The sequence below is a fragment of the Sphingomonas palmae genome (assembly GCF_900109565.1).
GTDB lineage: Bacteria > Pseudomonadota > Alphaproteobacteria > Sphingomonadales > Sphingomonadaceae > Sphingomonas > Sphingomonas palmae.
The window spans coordinates 869,415-888,085 of the sequence record NZ_FNZZ01000001.1; the positions used below are offsets into that span (position 1 = coordinate 869,415).

21 protein-coding genes are annotated in these 18,671 nt (G+C 68.6%); 7 read left to right on the top strand and 14 right to left on the bottom strand.

Going from position 1 to position 18,671, the window contains the following annotated elements; genetic code table 11:
* Nucleotides 1-16: 16 nt before the first annotated feature.
* Both BMW51_RS04250 and BMW51_RS04255 read right to left on the bottom strand, forming a co-directional pair.
* Nucleotides 17-730, bottom strand: a complete 714-nt coding sequence (locus BMW51_RS04250) for an anti-sigma factor (protein WP_093003553.1) — start codon at nucleotides 728-730, stop codon at nucleotides 17-19.
* Entirely contained in the window at nucleotides 720-1,310 is a 591-nt protein-coding gene (locus BMW51_RS04255) for a sigma-70 family RNA polymerase sigma factor (protein ID WP_093003555.1), read from the bottom strand. Before BMW51_RS04255 ends, BMW51_RS04250 begins: the two co-directional genes overlap by 11 nt.
* 111 nt (nucleotides 1,311-1,421) lie before the next feature.
* Here BMW51_RS04255 and BMW51_RS04260 point away from each other — a divergent pair, with 111 nt between their 5' ends.
* Together BMW51_RS04260 and BMW51_RS04265 are read left to right on the top strand one after the other, a co-directional pair.
* A complete protein-coding gene (locus tag BMW51_RS04260) occupies nucleotides 1,422-2,414 on the top strand; it encodes a ferritin-like domain-containing protein (RefSeq protein ID WP_093003919.1) in 993 nt (330 codons plus the stop codon).
* Nucleotides 2,415-2,466: 52 nt separating this feature from the next.
* Nucleotides 2,467-3,516 (top strand): ferritin-like domain-containing protein, encoded by a 1,050-nt coding sequence (locus tag BMW51_RS04265; RefSeq protein ID WP_093003557.1) that lies wholly within the window; start codon nucleotides 2,467-2,469, stop codon nucleotides 3,514-3,516.
* A 76-nt stretch (nucleotides 3,517-3,592) separates the two neighbouring features.
* Here the strand turns inward: BMW51_RS04265 and BMW51_RS04270 are convergent, their stop codons facing one another.
* The 3 genes from BMW51_RS04270 to BMW51_RS04280 form a co-directional block, all read right to left on the bottom strand.
* Nucleotides 3,593-4,876 carry a glycoside hydrolase family 130 protein gene (locus tag BMW51_RS04270; RefSeq protein WP_093003921.1) on the bottom strand — a complete coding sequence of 428 codons (1,284 nt, stop codon included), beginning with the start codon at nucleotides 4,874-4,876 and terminating at the stop codon, nucleotides 3,593-3,595.
* Nucleotides 4,877-5,193: 317 nt separating this feature from the next.
* Nucleotides 5,194-6,498: an amidohydrolase family protein gene (locus tag BMW51_RS04275; protein WP_093003559.1), complete on the bottom strand. Its 1,305-nt coding sequence runs from the start codon at nucleotides 6,496-6,498 to the stop codon at nucleotides 5,194-5,196.
* On the bottom strand, nucleotides 6,495-7,928 hold the full coding sequence (locus BMW51_RS04280; protein ID WP_093003561.1) for an amidohydrolase: 1,434 nt from the start codon (nucleotides 7,926-7,928) through the stop codon (nucleotides 6,495-6,497). Before BMW51_RS04280 ends, BMW51_RS04275 begins: the two co-directional genes overlap by 4 nt.
* A 266-nt stretch (nucleotides 7,929-8,194) precedes the next feature.
* On the opposite strand from BMW51_RS04280, the gene BMW51_RS04285 reads away from it, so the two are divergent.
* Nucleotides 8,195-8,704, top strand: coding sequence for a Ros/MucR family transcriptional regulator (locus tag BMW51_RS04285; RefSeq protein ID WP_093003563.1), 510 nt, complete (start codon nucleotides 8,195-8,197; stop codon nucleotides 8,702-8,704).
* Nucleotides 8,705-8,730: 26 nt separating this feature from the next.
* Nucleotides 8,731-9,552, top strand: a complete 822-nt coding sequence (locus tag BMW51_RS04290) for an oxygenase MpaB family protein (protein ID WP_093003565.1) — start codon at nucleotides 8,731-8,733, stop codon at nucleotides 9,550-9,552.
* 51 nt (nucleotides 9,553-9,603) lie between these two features.
* Here BMW51_RS04290 and pal read toward each other — a convergent pair whose 3' ends face one another.
* The 8 genes from pal to BMW51_RS04330 all read right to left on the bottom strand — a co-directional run bounded on the left by pal (nucleotide 9,604) and on the right by BMW51_RS04330 (nucleotide 16,378).
* Complete coding sequence (gene pal, locus BMW51_RS04295) at nucleotides 9,604-10,131, bottom strand: peptidoglycan-associated lipoprotein Pal (protein WP_093003567.1); 528 nt, start codon at nucleotides 10,129-10,131, stop codon at nucleotides 9,604-9,606.
* Between the two features lie 88 nt (nucleotides 10,132-10,219).
* On the bottom strand, nucleotides 10,220-11,518 hold the full coding sequence (gene tolB / locus BMW51_RS04300; RefSeq protein WP_245708286.1) for a Tol-Pal system beta propeller repeat protein TolB: 1,299 nt from the start codon (nucleotides 11,516-11,518) through the stop codon (nucleotides 10,220-10,222).
* A gap of 125 nt (nucleotides 11,519-11,643) precedes the next feature.
* Complete coding sequence (locus BMW51_RS04305; protein WP_093003572.1) at nucleotides 11,644-12,735, bottom strand: cell envelope biogenesis protein TolA; 1,092 nt, start codon at nucleotides 12,733-12,735, stop codon at nucleotides 11,644-11,646.
* A complete protein-coding gene (tolR, locus tag BMW51_RS04310) occupies nucleotides 12,735-13,166 on the bottom strand; it encodes a protein TolR (protein WP_093003574.1) in 432 nt (143 codons plus the stop codon). Before tolR ends, BMW51_RS04305 begins: the two co-directional genes overlap by 1 nt.
* Nucleotides 13,167-13,175: 9 nt before the next feature.
* Nucleotides 13,176-13,868 carry a protein TolQ gene (tolQ, locus tag BMW51_RS04315; protein ID WP_093003576.1) on the bottom strand — a complete coding sequence of 231 codons (693 nt, stop codon included), beginning with the start codon at nucleotides 13,866-13,868 and terminating at the stop codon, nucleotides 13,176-13,178.
* Entirely contained in the window at nucleotides 13,865-14,344 is a 480-nt protein-coding gene (locus BMW51_RS04320) for a YbgC/FadM family acyl-CoA thioesterase (RefSeq protein WP_093003578.1), read from the bottom strand. The genes tolQ and BMW51_RS04320 overlap by 4 nt, the downstream gene beginning before the upstream one ends.
* 73 nt (nucleotides 14,345-14,417) lie before the next feature.
* Nucleotides 14,418-15,215, bottom strand: a complete 798-nt coding sequence (locus BMW51_RS04325) for a hypothetical protein (RefSeq protein WP_143051793.1) — start codon at nucleotides 15,213-15,215, stop codon at nucleotides 14,418-14,420.
* 119 nt (nucleotides 15,216-15,334) lie between these two features.
* Nucleotides 15,335-16,378 (bottom strand): NAD(P)H-dependent flavin oxidoreductase, encoded by a 1,044-nt coding sequence (locus BMW51_RS04330; protein WP_177171505.1) that lies wholly within the window; start codon nucleotides 16,376-16,378, stop codon nucleotides 15,335-15,337.
* 37 nt (nucleotides 16,379-16,415) lie between these two features.
* Here BMW51_RS04330 and BMW51_RS04335 point away from each other — a divergent pair, with 37 nt between their 5' ends.
* Genes BMW51_RS04335 through BMW51_RS04340 form a run of 3 tightly spaced genes read left to right on the top strand, consistent with a single transcriptional unit; the run spans nucleotide 16,416 to nucleotide 17,208 of the window.
* Nucleotides 16,416-16,832: a secondary thiamine-phosphate synthase enzyme YjbQ gene (locus BMW51_RS04335; RefSeq protein WP_093003582.1), complete on the top strand. Its 417-nt coding sequence runs from the start codon at nucleotides 16,416-16,418 to the stop codon at nucleotides 16,830-16,832.
* The gene (locus BMW51_RS16000) at nucleotides 16,829-16,969 is read left to right on the top strand and encodes a hypothetical protein (RefSeq protein WP_177171506.1); all 141 of its coding nucleotides are present in this window, start codon (nucleotides 16,829-16,831) and stop codon (nucleotides 16,967-16,969) included. Before BMW51_RS04335 ends, BMW51_RS16000 begins: the two co-directional genes overlap by 4 nt.
* The gene (locus tag BMW51_RS04340) at nucleotides 16,966-17,208 is read left to right on the top strand and encodes a lysozyme inhibitor LprI family protein (protein WP_093003584.1); all 243 of its coding nucleotides are present in this window, start codon (nucleotides 16,966-16,968) and stop codon (nucleotides 17,206-17,208) included. The genes BMW51_RS16000 and BMW51_RS04340 overlap by 4 nt, the downstream gene beginning before the upstream one ends.
* A 154-nt stretch (nucleotides 17,209-17,362) precedes the next feature.
* Here BMW51_RS04340 and BMW51_RS04345 read toward each other — a convergent pair whose 3' ends face one another.
* Nucleotides 17,363-18,631 (bottom strand): aspartate kinase, encoded by a 1,269-nt coding sequence (locus BMW51_RS04345; protein ID WP_093003586.1) that lies wholly within the window; start codon nucleotides 18,629-18,631, stop codon nucleotides 17,363-17,365.
* Nucleotides 18,632-18,671 lie beyond the last annotated feature (40 nt).

An 18,671-nucleotide genomic window follows, 5' to 3' on the forward strand; every position in this document is an offset into this window, starting at 1 on the left:
AGTGGCGATCTCGCCGCTACACCGTGGTGACCACACCCGCGAAGATCACCGGCCCCGTCGGCTGGCCGGTCGGCGATCCACCCACTGGCTCGATCGACACCGCCAGCTGGTCTCCTGCCGCGGGCAGGTTCGACTGCTGCAAGCGAACGTACGCCTGCGACGCGCGCGACAGCACGCCGAGCGGCACGGGCGCGCCACCGGCCGGAATGCGCCACAATTGCGCGCTACGCCCATCGGGCACCGCGATGCTCGCGGACAGCCGTAGCCGCGCCGCGTCGCGCTCGAGCAGGACCGTGACCGGCTGCTTCGTCGATCCGGTCGTCGGCAGCAGCGATGCAACGAGTGGCCGCGTTGCCGTCGCGACCTGCGGCGCGGGTGATGTCGGGATCGGCGGCGTCGCCGGGATCATCAAGGCGACGATCGACGCCGCCAGCGCGCCGAGCGCGCCGCCCAGGCCGAGCAGACGCCATTTCGCCCCCGCTCCAGCTCGGCCCCCGTGCGCGCCGATTGTCGGCACGTCGAGCCGCGCGTCGATCCGCTCGCGCAGGTATGACGGCGGCTCCACGTCGCCGACTTGCGCGAACAGCGGCGCCAGGCGCTGCTGCCACCAGTCGATCTCCCGCGCGAACGACGGGTCTACCGCAGCGCGGGCACGCGCGTCCGCGGCCTCGTCGCCCGTCAGCAGGCCGATCGCCACCTCAGCGGCGGTGACGCGATCGTCATCCGTCATCGCGCAGGCACTCCCGCAAACGGAGCAGGGCACGGCGGATCAGGCTCTTCATCGTCGGCAGGGGCACGGCCGCGCGTTCGGCCACCTCGACGTACGTCAACCCGTCGAGAAAGGCGGAATGTATCGCCGCGCGCGGACGGTCGTCGAGCTGATCGATACACAGGTGTAGCCGCTCGCGCTCTTGTGCGAGCATCAGCGCGTCGTCGGCGAGCGCGGCCTCGTCCGCGACCTCGGCGAACTTACCGGTGTCGACCTCGTCATGTGCCGCGGCAAAATGCGCCTGCTTCGACCGGCGCCAGTCGAGCGCGCGGTTGCGCGCGATGACGCAAAGCCAGGTGATCGGACTGCCGCGCGCGGCGTCATAGGTCGGCGCGCGTTTCCAGATGATGAGATAAACCTCCTGCAACACGTCCTCGGCGACCTGTCGTTCGCCACAGATACGAAGACAGATGCCGAAAAGCTTCGCGGCGGTCATGTCGTAGATTTGGCGAAACGCCGCCCGGTCGCCGTCGCCGCACGCCGCCAGTGCCGTGATCAGCGCCGCTCGCCGCGCCATTGCCTCCGTTTGATCGACCGTCATTTTATATGATCGCGCCTGCATCCTAATCCGGATCAACCTCGTACCTTCATTTGCCCGCATGAAGAAAGGCGTTTGTGTTGCCTTGCGCGGGCTGGGAGGTGCCTAGTGACGATGCAGGACGAACGAGCCGAGCAGGATCAGCTAATCGAAACGTTTGACGGACGCGCGCGACGCCGCGCCGACCGACGCGCATTCTTCACCGCGGCCCTCGGTGTCGCCGCCGCCGGCGGTGCCTTCGCCTACGCCGATCCCGCGCTCGCGCAGACGACGGTGACGGACAGCGACGTGCTCAACTTCGCGCTCAACCTCGAATACCTCGAGGCGCAATTCTATCTCTACGCCGTCAATGGCAGCGGCCTGCCCAGCAACCTGACCTCCAGCGGCAGTGGCGCGGCGGGCGGAACCGTTACCGGCGGCGCGAAGGTCGACTTCACAGGCGATCCGCTGGTCGGCGCCTATGCACGCGAAATCGCGGCCGACGAGCAGGCGCACGTTGCCTTTCTCCGCACGGCGCTCGGCGGGTCGGCAGTAGCGATGCCGAACATCAACATCAGCTCGGACGCGAACGGCCCCTTCACGGCGGCGGCGCGTACAGCAGGCGTCATCGGATCGACCGATACGTTCAATCCCTATTCGTCGCCGAACAATTTCCTGCTCGGCGCCTTCATCTTCGAGGACGTGGGCGTGACCGCCTACAAGGGCGCGGCACCGTTGCTGAGCAACAAGACCTTCCTGGAAGCCGCCGCCGGCATCCTGGCGGTGGAGGCGTATCACGCCGCGATCGTCCGCACGACGCTCTACAGCAAGGGCGTGCAGGCGCTGGTCGACGCGACCGAGAAGATTTCTAACGCGCGCGACACGCTGGACGGCAACCCGACGCTCGACGCCGTGCGCGGCATCGGCCCCGATGACGACCAGGGCATCGCACCGTCGGGTAGTGGTGGGACGCTGACCGCCAACCTGGCGCCGCTCAACAGCAACGGCCTCGCCTACAGCCGCACGCCGGGGCAGGTGCTCAACATCGTCTACCTGAATGGCGGCGCCGCCACGATGGGCGGCTTTTTCCCCAACGGCGTCAACGGAAACATCAAATCGACCACCTGAGCGACGCGTCGCTTCGCTGATGTTCCCTTCGACGTTTCCAAGGAAAGCTCACATGATTGATCCCTTCAAAGCCATCGAAATCCTGACTGCGGCCGAAAACCGGCGCGCGGCGCGACGCGGGTTCCTGAAAGCCGCCGGCGGCGGTGCCGTGCTGCTGGGTGGTGCCTCGCTCCTCTCCGCCTGCAAGGAGGACGAGAATTACCCGCCGACCGCGACGCCGACCCCGTCGCCGACCCCCACGCCGACCTCGACCGCGGTCACCGACAACGACGTCCTCAACCTGGCGCTCAACCTCGAATATCTCGAAGCGCAATTCTACCTCTACGCGGTCGGCGGCACCGGCCTGACAGCGGCACTGACCGCAAGCGGCTCGGGCACGGCCGGCGGGACCGTCACCGGCGGCGCGAAGGTCGACTTCTCGGGCGATCCGGTCGTCGGCGCCTACGCGCGCGAGATCGCGGCGGACGAGCTCGCGCACGTCGTGTTCCTGCGCAACGTACTTGGCTCGGCGGCGATCGCGATGCCCAACATCAACATCGACGGTGGCGCGAACGGTGCGTTCACGGCCGCCGCGCGCGCGGCCGGGGTGATCGGGGCCACCGACACGTTCAACCCCTATTCCTCGCCCGAGAACTTCCTGCTCGGCGCGTTTATCTTTGAGGACGTGGGCGTCACCGCGTACAAGGGCGCAGCGCCGCTGCTCTCCAATAAGACCTATCTGGAGGCAGCAGCCGGCATCCTGGCGGCGGAATCGTACCACGCCGGCATCGTGCGCACCGTGCTCTACGCAAAGGGCATGTCGACCACGTCGCTTATCACCGCGACGACCAAGATCTCCGACGCACGCGACCTGCTCGACGGCACGCCCGCGAACGACGACGTGCGCGGCATCGGATCGGACGACGACCAGGGTCTGGTCGGCTCTGGCAACACGGCGAACCTCGTGCCCGCCAACGTCAACGGGCTCGCCTACAGCCGCAACAGCCAGCAGGTGCACAACATCGTGTACCTCAACGCGACCGGCGCCAATCGCACCGGCGGCGGGTTCTTCCCCAACGGCACGAACAATCCCAACCCGTCACTCCGCGTCGGGCTGTCGTAACACCTCGGGTGCTCAGGCGATCATCTCGCCTGAGCACCCTCCACTTTACGCCGCGATAACGGACGACTTCGACCGTTTACGCCGGCTCCATCACCGCCAGAATGTCGTCGACCGAGCCGACCGCGAATGCGCTGAACTCGTCGCCGATCGCGTAGGGCAGCAATACGCGCCGCCCGTGCAGCAACCCACCGCAGCTGTACGTGACGTTGGGCACATACCCACCGCGCTGCTCGGCGCTCGGGAACAGCAGCGGCGACGGCGTCCGCTTCAGCACCTTGGCCGGATCGTCGCGGTCGAGCAGGCACGCGCCGACGCAGTAACCCCGCACCATGCCGACGCCGTGGGTGAACACCAGCCATCCCTCGTCGATCTCGATCGGCGACCCGCAATTGCCCAGCTGCACGAACTCCCACGGGTATTTGGGCGTCATGATGATCTGCCCTTCCTCCCACACGTCCATGTCGTTGGACCGACACAGCCAGATATTCTCGTTGTCCTGCCGCCCCAGCATCACGAAGTCGCCGTCGATCCGCCTGGGGAACAGCGCCATCCCCTTGTACGCCGCCATCCGGCCCGTCAGCGGCCGCATCTCGACCGTGCGCAGGTCGACGCCGCGCAGCATCTCCTGCCGTGCATTCTGCCCGTCGAACGCGGTATAGGTGCCCAGAATGCTCTTGGTGCCATCGTCGTCGGTGAAATTCACCAGCCGCACGTCCTCGATCCCCTGCCGCTGGCTCGGCAGCATCGGGAAGATCACCGTCTCCGACACATCCTGGCTTTCCTCGCAGATCAGCCGCAGCCACCCGTCGTCGTGCGGCTCGACCTGCGGCGGAATGCCGGTCGAACTCGGCGGATCGAGCGTCAGCCCGCGCTCGCCGTCCCACTCGCCGGTGCGGAACGTGACGGAGGAAATATGCCCCTCGCCGATCCCGCGCAGCGACATCAGGAAGCGCACCGACCCTTCCGTCTTCGCCTCTTCGGGCAGCGCCACCATGCTGGGGTTGAACAGCGCGGCGGACTCGAACGCATATTCCTGGCTGAAATAGGCGCCGATCAGCAGCCGGTCGGTTTCGTCGTTCGCCGGATCGCCGATCTCCTCGCGCATCTGATCGTATCGGCGCAGAAAGGTGTGCTGGACGTTGCGATGCCGCTCGCACATCGGCTTCATCAGCAACTCGCGCATCCGCGCGCGCATCTCGGGCGCCAGCGCCATCAGCCGCTCGGCCACCGCCTTGCTCCGCGGCGTCCGCCCGTCCGCGAACGCCTCGGGATAGCCGAAGCCGAACGGCCGCACGACGGTGCGCGACGGATCGGGTTTCAATTCCAGCTCCAGCGTCGAGAAGACATCCGCCGCTTTCATCGCGGTCGGGTGCAGCCCCGGCGCCTGGATCGGCTGCTGCTCCAACAACTCCGCCTCGCTGTGGCGCGGAATGGCCGTGTTCGCCGCATCCTCGGTCATCCGCTCGCCCTCGGGCTCATCGGGTCGGTAACGCGCCTGCTGGTCGAGCGTTCGGGACATGCAACACCTCCGCCGCGCGGAACCGCTTCACGCCCCGTGCTGCGGCCTGAACGGCGCCGCGCGCATTCTGCTCCCGTGCGTACGCAAAACGTCACGCGCGGGAGAGAATTGACGCAGATCAGGCAACACGGACGCCTTCGCGCACGGCGACGCCAGCCTCAGCGCCGCTCGTACGCCTTGGGCAGCGCGCCCTCGGTCGGTGTCAGGTAACGATCGCGCAATTCGGTCTGGCGCGACCGCATCGGCTGCGGCTTGCCGTCGATCCAGATCGCGACCGGCTTCGACGACAATTCCAGCGGGTCGCCGTCCCACATCACCACGTCGCCGCGCCGCCCGGCGCGCAAGCTACCGATCTCGCCGTCCATCCCCAGCGCCGCCGCCGGCCCGCTGGTGATCGCGGCGAGCGCGTGGCCCCAGTCGAGCCCGGTCGCACCCGGCACGCGCGTGATCGCGACCAGATTGCCGGCGAACTGCTTCACCACATGCTCGCCCGGCGCGTCATTGTAGCCGAGCGTGGATAGCGCCACCGTCACCCCCGCCGCCGACATGCGTCCGACGTTCGACTCGGTCGCCGCGACCTGCTCGAACGAGGCGGGCAGGTCGGCCAGCGCCTGCGCGATCACGGGCACGCGCGCGGCCGCGATCTCGCGCGCGACCAGCCAGCCCTCGGCCACCCCGACCAGCACCAGCTTCACCTGCGGATAGTCGCGCTTCAGCGCCAACGCCGAGCGGATGTCGCTCGCGCGCTCGACATGCACCAGCATCGGCACGCGCCCGTCGAGCACCTGCACCAGCGCCGCGGCATCGCCGCGCTTGATGAGCGAATCGCGTCCACGTCCGTCGAAGGTCGCCGGGCTGCGGCGATAATCCTGCGCCTGCGCGAACGCGTCGCGCAGTGCCGCGTATGCCGCCGGGCGACTGCCGCCGGCCTGGCGCCCACCCTCCTCGCCCAGCTCGACATACTGGAACGCGCGCGGACGGATCACCGTGTCGGCATCACCGCCCAGCCCGATCACCGCGCCCTGGCCTGCGAAGATCGACCCCGCCGATCGCGGCGAGACGATCGCGCGGGTGACGCCGCCCAGCCGCTCGTTGGCGATGATGACGCTCGCCGGATTGATCGCCGGCGCGATGTCGATCGCGGCGTTGAACGGCGACTGCCGCGCGGTCACGTCATTGCTCTCCTCGACCCCGTCGGCATCCTCGAGCCCCAGGTTGGAGAAGCCCGCGACGAAGCCCGGCGCGACCCACTTGCCCGTCGCGTCGATCACCTGCGCCCCCGCGGGCACCGCGACCCCGCGCCCGGCCGCGACGATGCGCCCATCGCGTACCACGACCGTGCCGCCCTCGATCGGCGCGGAGCCGTCACCGATCGCGACCGTGCCCCCGGTGATCGCCACCGTCTGAGCCGTGGCGGGCAGTGCGAAGCTAGCTGCGGCGGCGAGAAGAAGGGCGCGCTTCACTTCACATCTCCCGAACCCGGCTGCCCCAACTCGAAATCGCTCACCGGCCGCATCCGCGGATTGTCCGCGTCGTAGAGCAGCGCGCCGTCGATCCACACCTTTTCAGGCCGGGTGTAGACGCTAAACGGATTGCCGTTCCACAGCACCACGTCCGCCATCTTCCCCGCGACCAGGCTGCCGGTCTTGTCGGCGATGTGCAGCGACTTCGCCGGGTTGAGCGACAGCCACTTCCACGCCGCCGCATCGCTGATCTGTATCCCCGCGTGCCGCGCCGACGACAGCACCTTGGCGACTTCCTGGTTCAACCGCTGGATGCCGTTCTCGTCGTCGGAATGGATCATCCCGCACGCGCCCGACTTTTCCAGGATGGCCAGGTTCTCGCCGATCCCGTCGTAGCTCTCCATCTTGAACCCGTACCAATCGGCCCACACCGCGGCGCAGGTGTTGTTGGCGCGGAGCAGGTCGGCGATCTTGTACGCCTCGACCGCGTGGTGGAACGCCTCCACGTGGTAGCCGAACTCCTTCGCCATATCGAGCACGTTGGCCATCTCGTCGGCGCGGTAGCAGTGGTTCTGCACCAGGATCTCGCCCGACAGGACGCCGCGCAGCGTGTCCATCGCGATGTCGCGGTCGGGCATGTCGCCGCCGTCGGCGTCATACTTGTCCCACTTGCGCTTGTACGCCGCCGCCTTCGCCCAGGTGGCGCGGTCGACCGCGATGTTGCCCATTCGCGTCGACGGCTCGCGCCCCTTCGATCCGTAGACGCGCTTCGGGTTCTCGCCGCACGCCATCTTCAATCCGTAGGGCGCGCCGGGAAACTTCATCCCCTGCGTCGTGCGCGCGTAGACGTTCTTCAGCACCACCGATCGCCCGCCGAACAGATTGGCGGAGCCCGGCAGGATCTGCAGCGTGGTGACCCCGCCGTTCGCCAGCGCGCGGCTGAACCCCGGGTCCTGCGGCCAGACGCTATGCTCGGCCCACACGTCGGCGGTGACCGGCGCGGTCGCCTCGTTGCCATCGGACAGCGCGCGCACCTGCGGGCTCGGGTAATCGCCCAAATGACTGTGGATATCGACGATGCCGGGCGTCACGAACTTGCCGGTGCCGTCGATCGTCGTGACGCCCGCGGGCGCGGAGACGCTCTGCCCCACGGCGACGATCTTGCCATCGGCGAACAGCACCTGCCCGCGCTCAATCCGGTTGCCCTCGCCGTCGAACACGGTGACGTTGGTGAGGAGCGTCGGCACACCCGGATAGGGGTGGTAGGTCGAGGGAAACGGATCGCGCGAATAGGGCCTGGGTGGCGCCTTGCGCGCCGGCGCGTCGCGCGACGCCGTCTGCGGTCGTGCTCCCGCCTGCGTACACGCCGGCAGCACCAGCGCGAGCGCCGCCGTCATCCCCAGCGCCCGTCCGGCGCGCCCCGTCTTCATGCCTGCCCCCGTTCGATTATTCTGGCAGCGATCCTGACGCGCGGCCCGGACGGGCGCAAGCGCTAAACCACGCCGCCGATCGCACTTGCTCCTGCGCGATGAACAACTTGCCGATGCGATACTTGACACCGAACTTTACGATCAGGGCGAATATTGATGATTAATCGATAATCTTTGATCCAGTTATGTTGAAATTTACAAGCTTGCATGTTGACCATAAACGGCCCGGTGTTATCTGGGAGATCAAGAACAAGGAGCCAGCACAAGTGACCGATGACGCGATGACCAACAACACCGTGGAGCTTGCAACCGAGTTGACCATCGCGTGGCTCTCCAATCCCAACACCCGCGCCGCCAGTGAAGACGTTCCCGCCTTCCTGCAGCAGATGCATCAGGCGGTCAGCAACTTGACCGGTACTGGCACGAGCGAGAGCAATGAGGAACCGCAGGCCGAGTACACGCCCGCCGTTTCGGTGCGTAAGTCCTTGGCATCGAAGGATCACATCATCTCGCTGATCGACGGCAAGCCGTACAAGACCTTGCGTCGTCACCTCGCGGGTCAGGGTTTGACTCCGGACGAGTACCGCCAGCGCTACGGCCTCAAGTCGGATTATCCGATGGTCGCCGAGAGCTATTCGGAGGCGCGTCGCGACATGGCCAAGAAGATCGGTCTAGGCCGCAAGGCCGGCGCGAAGAAGGCGACCGAGCAGGCCCCCGACAGCGACGCTCCCGCGCCGCGCCGCGGCCGCAAGCCCGCCGCCAGCGCCGAGGCCTGATCCCCTCGCTCAATCTCCCCTCGCCCCTGACCGACGTTCGCGCCGCACTCGCCACGCGTGTGCGCGCGCTGGTCGGCTCGGGCGAGGTCGACCTGACGCGCCCGCTCGGCGACGACGGGCTGTTCGGCCCCAAGTCCGCCGCGTGGCGCGTGCACGGCGACTTTACCGCCATGATGATCGGCGGCATCTCCGCGCTGCTGCTGCAGATGCTTCACCCCGCTGCATTAGCGGGCGTGTGGGACCATTCGGGGTTCCGCGATGATCGCCACGGTCGGTTGAAACGCACCGCGCGCTTCATCGCCATGACCACCTTCGGCTCGACCGAGCAGGCGCGCGCCGCAATCGCGCAGGTCCGCCGCATCCACGACCGCGTTGGCGGCACGCTGCCCGATGGCACGCGCTACAGCGCCAACGATCCCGCTTTGCTCACCTGGGTCCATGTCGCGGAGGTCGACAGCTTCCTGCGCGCCTATCTCCGTTACCGCGATCCGCAGATGAGCATCGCCGATCAGGAGCGCTACCTCGCTGAAACCACGACCGTCGCCGAAGCGCTCGGCGCCACCGAGGTGCCGCGCTCGCGAAGCCAGATCGATGCCTATTACGCCCGTGTCCGCCCCGACCTGCGCGCCGATCACCGCATGCGCGAGGTGGCGACCGCGCTGCTCGCACCCGGCGAGGACAAGGCGACGACCTCGGCGATGAACCTCGCCGCCGCCGCCGCGGTCGATCTGCTGCCGCCCTGGGCGCAGGCGCTCCACGGTCGCAGCCTGCCAGCCTACGCGCGCCCCGCTGTCCGCCTCGGCGCCAACGGCATGGGCGGCGTGCTCCGCTGGGCGCTCAGAGCCTGAGCGCCACCCCGGACCCGATCCGGGACAACGGAGCGATCGCCTGCCCCGCGATCAGTTCACCACCACCGTCACCGCGCGGCGGTTCTGCGCGTAGCTCGCCTCGTCCGATCCGAGCGCGACCGGGCGTTCCTTGCCGTAGCTGATGACGCTCAACCGCGACGGGCTGATGCCGCGCGCCGCCAGATAATTCTTCGCCGCATTGGCGCGGCGGTCACCCAGCGCGAGGTTGTACTCGCGCGTCCCGCGCTCGTCGGCGTGGCCCTCGATCGTGACGCGCACGTTGGGATAGCGCGTCAGCCACTGCACCTGCGTGTCGAGGATCGCCCGCGCCTCGCTGTCGATGTCGTACATGTCGAGCGCGAACAGCACCGTGTCGCTCGTCACCGATCGCTTGAAATCGGCCGCCGACCCGGGCGTCACCGCACCCGCGCCACCGTTCATCCCACCGTTCGGGTCCTGGTACGCGGGCGGCGGCGCCTCGCCGGCGGCGGGCGGCAGCACCGCGGGGCGCTTCTTGGAGCACGCCGCCGTCGCCACCAATGCGGTCGCCAGCAATATCGTCGTCGTCAGTCGTGCCATGCTCTTCAACTCCCGTGATGATCCCCTGGATGCCCGTGCCGGGCAGATGCCCCCAGTGGTAACCTGCGCTATCGGTTGACCCAAGCGCTTACGGCTGAAGCGGTCCCCACGCCGGATCGGACCCGTCCAGCGGGGTCGGAATACGCCGCGCGTTGACGCCGGTCAGGTCGACCGACCACAGATCCGCCTTGCCCCCGCTGCCGCTGCCGGTGCGGAAGAAGGTGATGACGCGCCCGTTCGGCGACCAGCTCGGCCCCTCGTCCTGATAGCCATCGGTCAGCAATCGCTCGCCCGAACCGTTGGGGTTCATCACGCCGATGCGGAACGACCCCGCCAGCTTGGTGAACGCGATCAGGTCGCCGCGCGGGCTCCACACCGGCGTCGCGTAGCGTCCGCCGCCGAAGCTGATCCGCTGCTGGTTCGATCCGTCCGCGTTCATGACGTAGATCTGCTGCCCGCCCGAACGGTCGCTCTCGAACACGATCTTCGATCCATCGGGCGAGTAGCTGCCGCCGGTGTCGATCCCGGGCGAGTTGGTCAGCTTCTGCGGCGTGCCTCCGCCCGCACTCGACACGCGGTAGATGTCGGTGTTGCCGCCGTCCGCGCGCGAGAACAGGATCCAGCGCCCGTCGGGCGAGAAGCGCGGCGCGAACGTCGTCGCCGCATTCTGCACGACCAGCCGCTGCTTGCCCGTGCCGATATCGTAGACGTAGATCGCCGGGTTCTTGCCGACGTAGCTCATGTAGACGATTGATTGCTGGTTGGGCGCGAAGCGTGGCGTCAGCACGATCGACGATCCCGCGGTCAGGAAACGGTGGTTGGCGCCGTCCTGGTCCATGATCGCCAGCCGCTTGATCCGGTTGCCCTTCGGCCCGGTCTCGCTGACGTAGACGACGCGGCTGTCGAAATACGGCCCCTCGCCCGTCAGCCTTGCATAGATCGCGTCGGCGCATTTGTGCGCGGCGCGACGCCACTGCGACGGCGGCACGACGAAGCCCTGCCGCACCAGCTCGGCGCGCGCGGTCACGTCGTACAGATAACATCCGACCGCCAGCGACCCGTCGCTGTTGGCGCGGATATAGCCCTGCACCAGCGCCTGCGCGCCCGTCCCGCCCCAGTAATCATACGCGGGCGCGGTCACCTCGGGGAACATAACGGTGCGCAGCTGCGCCGGCGGGATCGGCGTGAACAGCCCCGATCCGCGCAGGTCGTTGGCGATGATGTCGGCCAACTGCCGCCCCAGCGCGTCGGTCGATCCGGCCGGCGTGCTCGTCACCGCGGGCGTCGGCATCGCGGGGATCGCGATCGGCATCGGCGCGGAGATGCCGCCGGTCACGTCGACCTCGAGCGGCGGCGGCGTCTGCCCCGGCGCTGCTTGCGCAGGCACAGCCCCTTGCGCCGGCTGCGTGCCCGCCGGCGGCGTGAGCGTTACCGGCGGCACGTCCTGCGCCGATGCGGGAGCCGAAACGATCCCGGCGGCGAGTGCCGAGACTAGAAGAAGCGCGCTGATCCTCACCGCAATTTCCAATTGTAGTTGATGTTGCTCCACCCCCCGTTGGCGGTGGCATAATATTCGGCCGGCAGTTTCAGCGGCGAACACCCCTTGAACGCCGCGATCCCCAGATCGACGACGCGGCGTGCATAGCGCTGGTTGTCGTCGTCGACCCCGCGCTGGCGCACGACCGTCGGCGTCGCCGACAGCGTGCCGTCGCGGTTGAGGCGCAGGTTCAGCGTCGTCACGATCTGGTTCGCACCGGGACCCGGATCAACCTGCTTGTCGGCGCATGGCTGAATCTGCCGCGCGATCGCCTGCTGGATCGCGGCGAGCGCGGCGCCGTCGACGCGCGCGGCCGACGGCGGCGCATCGCTGCTCTTCGCCTTGCTCGGCTCGGCCGACAGCCCTTTCAGGAAATCGTCGCCCAATCGGCCGCCGCGCGGACGCGACGCGGTCGCCTTCTCGCTCGCACCGCTGCCCTGCTTCGCCGCCGGCTTGGCGGCGGGCTTGCCCGACGACTTGGCGGTCGAGGCAGACTTGCTGGATGTCGATTTGCTCGACGTCGACTTGCTCGCACTCGCCTGCTTGGCCGGCGCGGGCTTGGCCGCTGGCTTCGCGGTCGGCTTGGCCGGCGCCTTCTCCGCCGCCTCGCGCACCGGCGGCTTCGGCTTCGGCTTGGGCGCAGGCTTCGCAACCGGCTTCGGCTTCGGCGCGGGTTTGGGCTTTGGCGCCGGTTCGGGCTTCGGTGCAGGCTTGGGCGGCGCCGGCTTTGGCGCGGGCTGGGGCTTCGGCTGCGGCTTGGGTTCCGGCTTCGGTTCGGGCGCGGGCGCCGGTGCAGGTGCCGGCTCGGGCGCGGGCTCCGGTTCGGCCGCGGGCGGCGCCGCATCCTCCGGCTCGCCTTCCTGCGGCGATACGCGCTCGGACGGCGCCTCGCTGCTCGCCGGTGCCGCCGCCTCCAGCGCCACTTCGGGCACCAGGCTGACCTCGACCGGCGTCTGCTTCAGCTTGACCGGATTGGGCGTGTCGAGAAAGCCGAGCGACATCAACCCGAACAGCAGGACGTGGCCCGCGATCGCGACGCCCAGGCCGACCTTCTCGGCGCGGTCCATCAATCCTCCCCGACCGTCACCAGCGCGACGCGGTTGAGCCCGGCGCGGTTCAGCTCGCCCATCACGCGCATCACCTGCCCGTAATCGAGCTTGCGGTCGGCGCGCAGATACACCTGCGGCGGCTCACCACCTTGCGCGGCGGCCGCGATCGCATCAAGCCGCGCCGACAGCGTGTCGAACGACATCTCCTCCTTCGCGATGAAGATACGCCCTTGCGCGTCCAGCGAGATTTCGGTCGGCTGCTTTTCCTGGTCCAGCGGCTTGGCGCGGCTGTCGGGCAAATTCACCGGGACGCCCGCGGTCAACAATGGCGCGGTCACCATGAAGATGATCAGCAGCACCAGCATCACGTCGACCAGCGGCGTGACGTTGATGTCCGCCATCGGCGCGCGCCGCCCGCGGCTCCGCCCGGAAGGAAGATGCATTGCCATGTGCTTGCCTCAGCGCTCTCGGTCGAGCTGGCGCGACAAGGTCGCGTGGAACCCGTCGGCGAAGCGGTTCAACCGCGCCTCGATCCGGTTGATGCCGTGGCTGAACCGGTTGTACGCGATCACCGCCGGGATGGCGGCGAACAGCCCGATCGCGGTCGCGAACAGCGCCTCGGCGATGCCCGGCGCCACGACAGCCAGGCTGGTGTTCTGCTGGCTCGCGATCGAGGTGAAGCTGCGCATGATGCCCCACACCGTGCCGAACAATCCCACGAACGGTGCGACCGACCCGACCGTCGCCAGCACGTTCAGCCGGTCGGACAATTCGTCGATCTCCTTCGCGACCGCCGCGCCCATCGTCGTCGCCAACCGGTCGCGCGTGCCCTCGCGGTCGATCACCTGCCCCTGCGTCGACCGCCGCCACTCCGCGACGCCCGCCGCAAGCACGCGCGCGGAGGGCAGGTCGGCATTGCCGTTCGACTTGTAGAAGGCGTCGATATCCTCCGCCTTCCAGAAATCGCGCTCGAACTTCTCCGTCGCCTTCCTGGTCCGCCCGACCTTTAGCCAGAACATGATAATGATCGCCCAGGTCCAGATGCTGGCGAGCAGCAGCCCCAGCATCACGCCCTTCACCACCCAGTCGGCCTGGAGGAACAGGGCGATCGGCGACAGCGTCGCCGCATCGGTGTTCACGATCGGGTTCAAGTGACGGGCTCCCCAGTGTTCATGTCGTTGATAGGCGTCAGCGTGCGGAACAGGTCGAGCCACGCCGCCGGTTGCCGCCGCGGGCGGCCGTCGGGTCCGACCAGCGCCGCGGTGACGACGCCGCGCGTCAGCAAGACCGCGTTGCGCCTGACTGTCTGATGAATGACGACGCGCGCGGGCGTCACCGCCTCGACGCTGGACTCGACCACCAGCGCATCGTCCAGCCGCGCCGGCGCGGCGTAGCGGATCTGCAGGTCGTGGATCGCGTAGGCACCGCCGCCGCCGTCGAAATGCGCGCGCTGGTCGATGCCGGCGACGCGCAGCATGTCCGACCGCGCGCGCTCCATGTAGCGCAGGTAATTGGCGTGGTAGACGACGCCCGACAGATCGGTATCCTCGAAATAGACGCGCAACGGGAACAGGTGCACCCTGCCCTCGAAGCCTCCACTCGCGGGCAATGGTCCGCCACTCGCCATGCGCCGGGCTTTAACCAAGACCGCGGCGCAACGGAACCCCGCGCGCGGCCCATCACTCAAGCTAGCGCGCGGCCTAGTTGAGCGCGGAAGCGTCCACGTTGATCTTCGGCAGGTCCTTCGCGACCAGCGGCGTCGCGGTGGCACGTGCGGGCACAGCCTGCGTCACCACCTGCGCGCGCGGCTCGGGCCCCGGCACCGCCTGCACGGTCGCCGCGGTTGCGACGACCGGTGCGGCTAGCGGGCGCGGACCCACCGGCACCAGCGCCGCCTGCGTACGCCATGCATCGTACGCGCGGAAGAAATCGGTGAACGGCTGGTCGAGCGCGGCCAGCTGCGTCGTCGCGAAGCTCGCGAACTCCGCCTCTGGCACGCTGGGCGCCGCCGCCAGCGCCTGCTTCGCCGCCGCGCAGAAACCGGCGCGCGCGAAATCCTGCGACCAATAATTGTACAGCCTAGTCATCGCGTCGTCGTAGCTGTCGCGCCAGTCGCCGCCGCGCGCCTTGAACTCAGCCGACAGCGTCGTCTCCGCACTCGCCAGCACCGCCTTTCGCGCGGTCAGCATCGCGTTGTACGCCGCCGTCGTCTGCGCTTCGTCGGCGTCGCGGCACGCGAGTGCGGCGACGTTCAGCGCGGTGCGCAAATGCCACACGGTCGCCGCCCCGGTCAGTGCGCGGTTGGGCGTCGCGTAACTGCCGTCGGCCAGCCGGATAGGGATCACCATGCCCGGACGCCCGCCCTTCGGCATCTGCGCCACCACAGGCGCGGGCGGTGGCAGCGTCGCGACGACGGGCGGCGGCGCGACCTTCGCGCATCCGGCAACGATCGCGAGCGTGCCCGCGACGACGATCTTGTGGAGCGGCAACCTACGCATCACGAATCCTTCCGGCCCCCCGGCATGACTCGCTGCTAGCCGCCTAATGGTTAACGCGCGGTAATCATGCGGCGAACCGTGCGCGGCTCACCGCATTTAGCGCGCTCACCGCCCGAACATCACGCCGCCCGCGCGCGCAGCGCGTCCGCTGCCTCGGTCATCAGCTGCGCGATGATGTCGGCGATCGGCTCTTCCTTCGTCACCATGCCGACCGACTGTCCCGCCATGACGCTGCCGTGCTCGACATCGCCGTCGATCACCGCGCGGCGCAGCGCGCCCGCCCAGTAATGCTCGATCTCCAGCTGCGCCTCGGCCATCGCGACCGCACTCTCGTCCAGCCGCTGCGCCACCTCGCGCTGCTTGGCGGTGAACAATTCGCCGCCCGCGTTCTTCAGCGCGCGCACCGGGATCACCGGCAGCCGCGGATCGATCTGCACGCTCGCCACCGCATCCCTTGCCGACGCACGAATGAACGCGCGCTTGAAGTTCGGATGCGCCACGCACTCGGTCGCGCAGACGAACCGCGTGCCGAGCTGCACCCCCGCCGCGCCCATGTCGAGGTATCCCGCGATCGCCTCGCCGCGCCCGATCCCACCCGCCACGAACACAGGCACCTTGTCGGCGATCTCGGGCAGCATCTCCTGCGCCAGCACGCTGGTCGAGACCGGCCCGATATGCCCGCCCGCCTCCATCCCCTCGATCACCAGCGCGTCGACGCCCGATCGGATCAGCTTCTTCGCCAGCGCCAGCGTCGGCGCGAAGCAGATCACCTTCGCGGCCCCACCATTTCTTGGTGCCTTGATCGCCTCCAGCGACCCCTTCGGCGGCAGTCCGCCCGCCAGCACGACGTGACCGACCTCGTGCCGCGCACACACCGCGATCAATTCGTCGAGTTGCGGGTGCATCGTGATCAGGTTGACCCCGAACGGCCGCTCGGTCAGCGCCTTCGTCGCGGCGATTTCCGCGTCGAGCAGCGCGGGCGTCATCGCGCCGCACGCGATCACCCCGAACCCGCCCGCGTTCGACATCGCCGACACGAGGTTGCGCTCCGACACCCACGACATCGCGCCCGCCATGATCGCGACCTCGGACCCGAGAAAGGCGCATCCGCGTTCCATGCGGCGGGACAGGCGATCGGCGCCGGTGTTGTTCATCTCGTTCATCGAACGTCCCTAGCGCGGGCAGACCAGCGGAGAAAGCATGAAGCAGGCATCGGGCGAACTGACGATCGACACGCGCGGGCAAGGCCTGATCGAGATCACCGATCAGGTCGCGCGCTGGCTGGACGATCAGGCGATCACGACCGGGCTGCTGACCGTCTTCTGCCGACACACCTCCGCCTCGCTCCTCATCAACGAGAATGCCGCCCCCGCCGTCCGCCGCGATATGGAACGCTATCTCGCGAGGCTAGCGCCCGAGTCCCGCGACTACGAACACGACGACGAAGGGCCCGACGACATGCCCGCCCACCTGCGCACCGCGCTGACAGACGTGTCGCTGTCGATCCCCATCGCCCGGGGTCAGCCCGTGCTCGGCACCTGGCAAGGCATCTACCTCTTCGAACATCGCACCGCCCCCCACCGCCGGCGCATCGCGCTCCACGTGATCGGGGAGTGACCGCACTGCTCGCCGTGGCGGCGGCGTTCGCCGACCTGACCGCGCACGAGCTCGTCCGCTGCGCCGCCTCCGATCCTTCTACCGCGGGGCAGTTGATGTGCGAGGACACCCCCCTCGCCGCTACGACGCGCGCATGAACCGCGCCTACTCGGCACTGATGCGCCGCCCGCCCGCGCCCGCGGCGGCCCGGCTGCGCATCGCGCAACGCGCGCGGATCACCTTTCGCGACGCGGACGATGACGCGCAATCGGCACTGTACGCGACGCGCACCGGCACGATGTACGCTCCCATGCAGGCTGCGGACGCCATCGCGATCATCCGCGACCGCGCGCTGGCGCGCGAGAAGCAGCTGCGCGTGCTCTCGATCGACGACTGACTAGCGCTCGGCCGGTATGCGCCGGCACCAAGTCGCGATGTTCGCGATGACGGACCGACACGAGCCGCCAGCACCAGCGACGCGCGATCATCAACCGCTGCGCGTGGGTCCGCACCCCCTTTGCCCGCTGACGCGAGGTAGGGCAGCGAAACCGCTACGCCGCCTCCGCGTCCAGCCCGTACGCCGTGTGCAGCACACGCACCGCCAGCTCGGTCTCGTCCTCGTGGATCAGCACGCTGACCTTGATCTCGCTGGTCGAGATCGCGAGGATGTTGATCCCGCGCGCGCCCAATGTCTCGAACATGGTCGACGCGACGCCCGCGTGGCTGCGCATGCCGACGCCGACGACACTGATCTTCGCCACGCGCGTGTCGTGGATCAGCTCGCCGAAACCGATCTCGGCCCGCGCCTGATTGAGCGCCTCGATCGATCGCGGCAGGTCGGACGACGGCACCGTGAAGGTCACGTCGGTCGCGCTGGTTGAGCCGCTGCTCCGGTGCGCGATGTTCTGGATGATCATGTCGACGTTGATGTTCGCCGCCGACAAGGGCGCGAAGATCGCCGCGACCGATCCGGGCTTGTCCGGCACGCCCGTCAGCGTGATCTTGGCCTCATTCTTGTCGTGCGCGATGCCGGTGATGAGCTGGCGTTCCACGTCTTCGATCTCCTCTTCGCCCACGATCATCGTGCCGGGCAATGTATCCGCCGCGGGCGCGTCGTCGCCGGTCAGCGACGACAGCACCTGCACGCGCACCTGTTCCTTCATCGCGAGCCCGACCGAGCGCGTCTGCAGCACCTTGGCCCCGACGCTCGCCAGCTCCAGCATCTCCTCGTACGTCACCTGCCTGAGCTTGCGCGCGCGCGGCACGATGCGCGGGTCGGTGGTGTAGACGCCGTCGACGTCGGTGTAGATGTCGCACCGGTCCGCCTTCATCGCCGCCGCGACTGCGACCGCCGAGGTGTCCGATCCGCCACGCCCCAGCGTCGTGATCCGCCCGTCTTCGCTGACGCCCTGAAACCCCGGGATCACCGCGACCTCGCCCGCCGACAGACTCACGTTCAGCGCCTCGGTCTCGATGCCGCCGATCCGCGCCTTGGCGAACGCCTGATCGGTGTTGATCGGCAACTGCCAGCCCAGCCACGACCGCGCCTTGACGCCGATCGCCTGCAACGCGATCGCGAGCAGCCCGCTCGTCACCTGCTCGCCCGACGCCACCACCACGTCATACTCGCGCGGGTCGTAAAGCGGCGACGCCTCGCGGCAGAAGCCGACCAGCCGATCGGTCTCCCCCGCCATCGCGGAGACGACCACCGCCACCTCGTTGCCCGCCTCCACTTCGCGTTTGACGCGCGCGGCGACCGAACGGATGCGCTCGATGCCTGCCATCGAGGTGCCGCCGAACTTCATCACGATGCGCGCCATGCCGCTGGTCCAAACGCCTTGGGGTAAGAGGGCGGTCCTG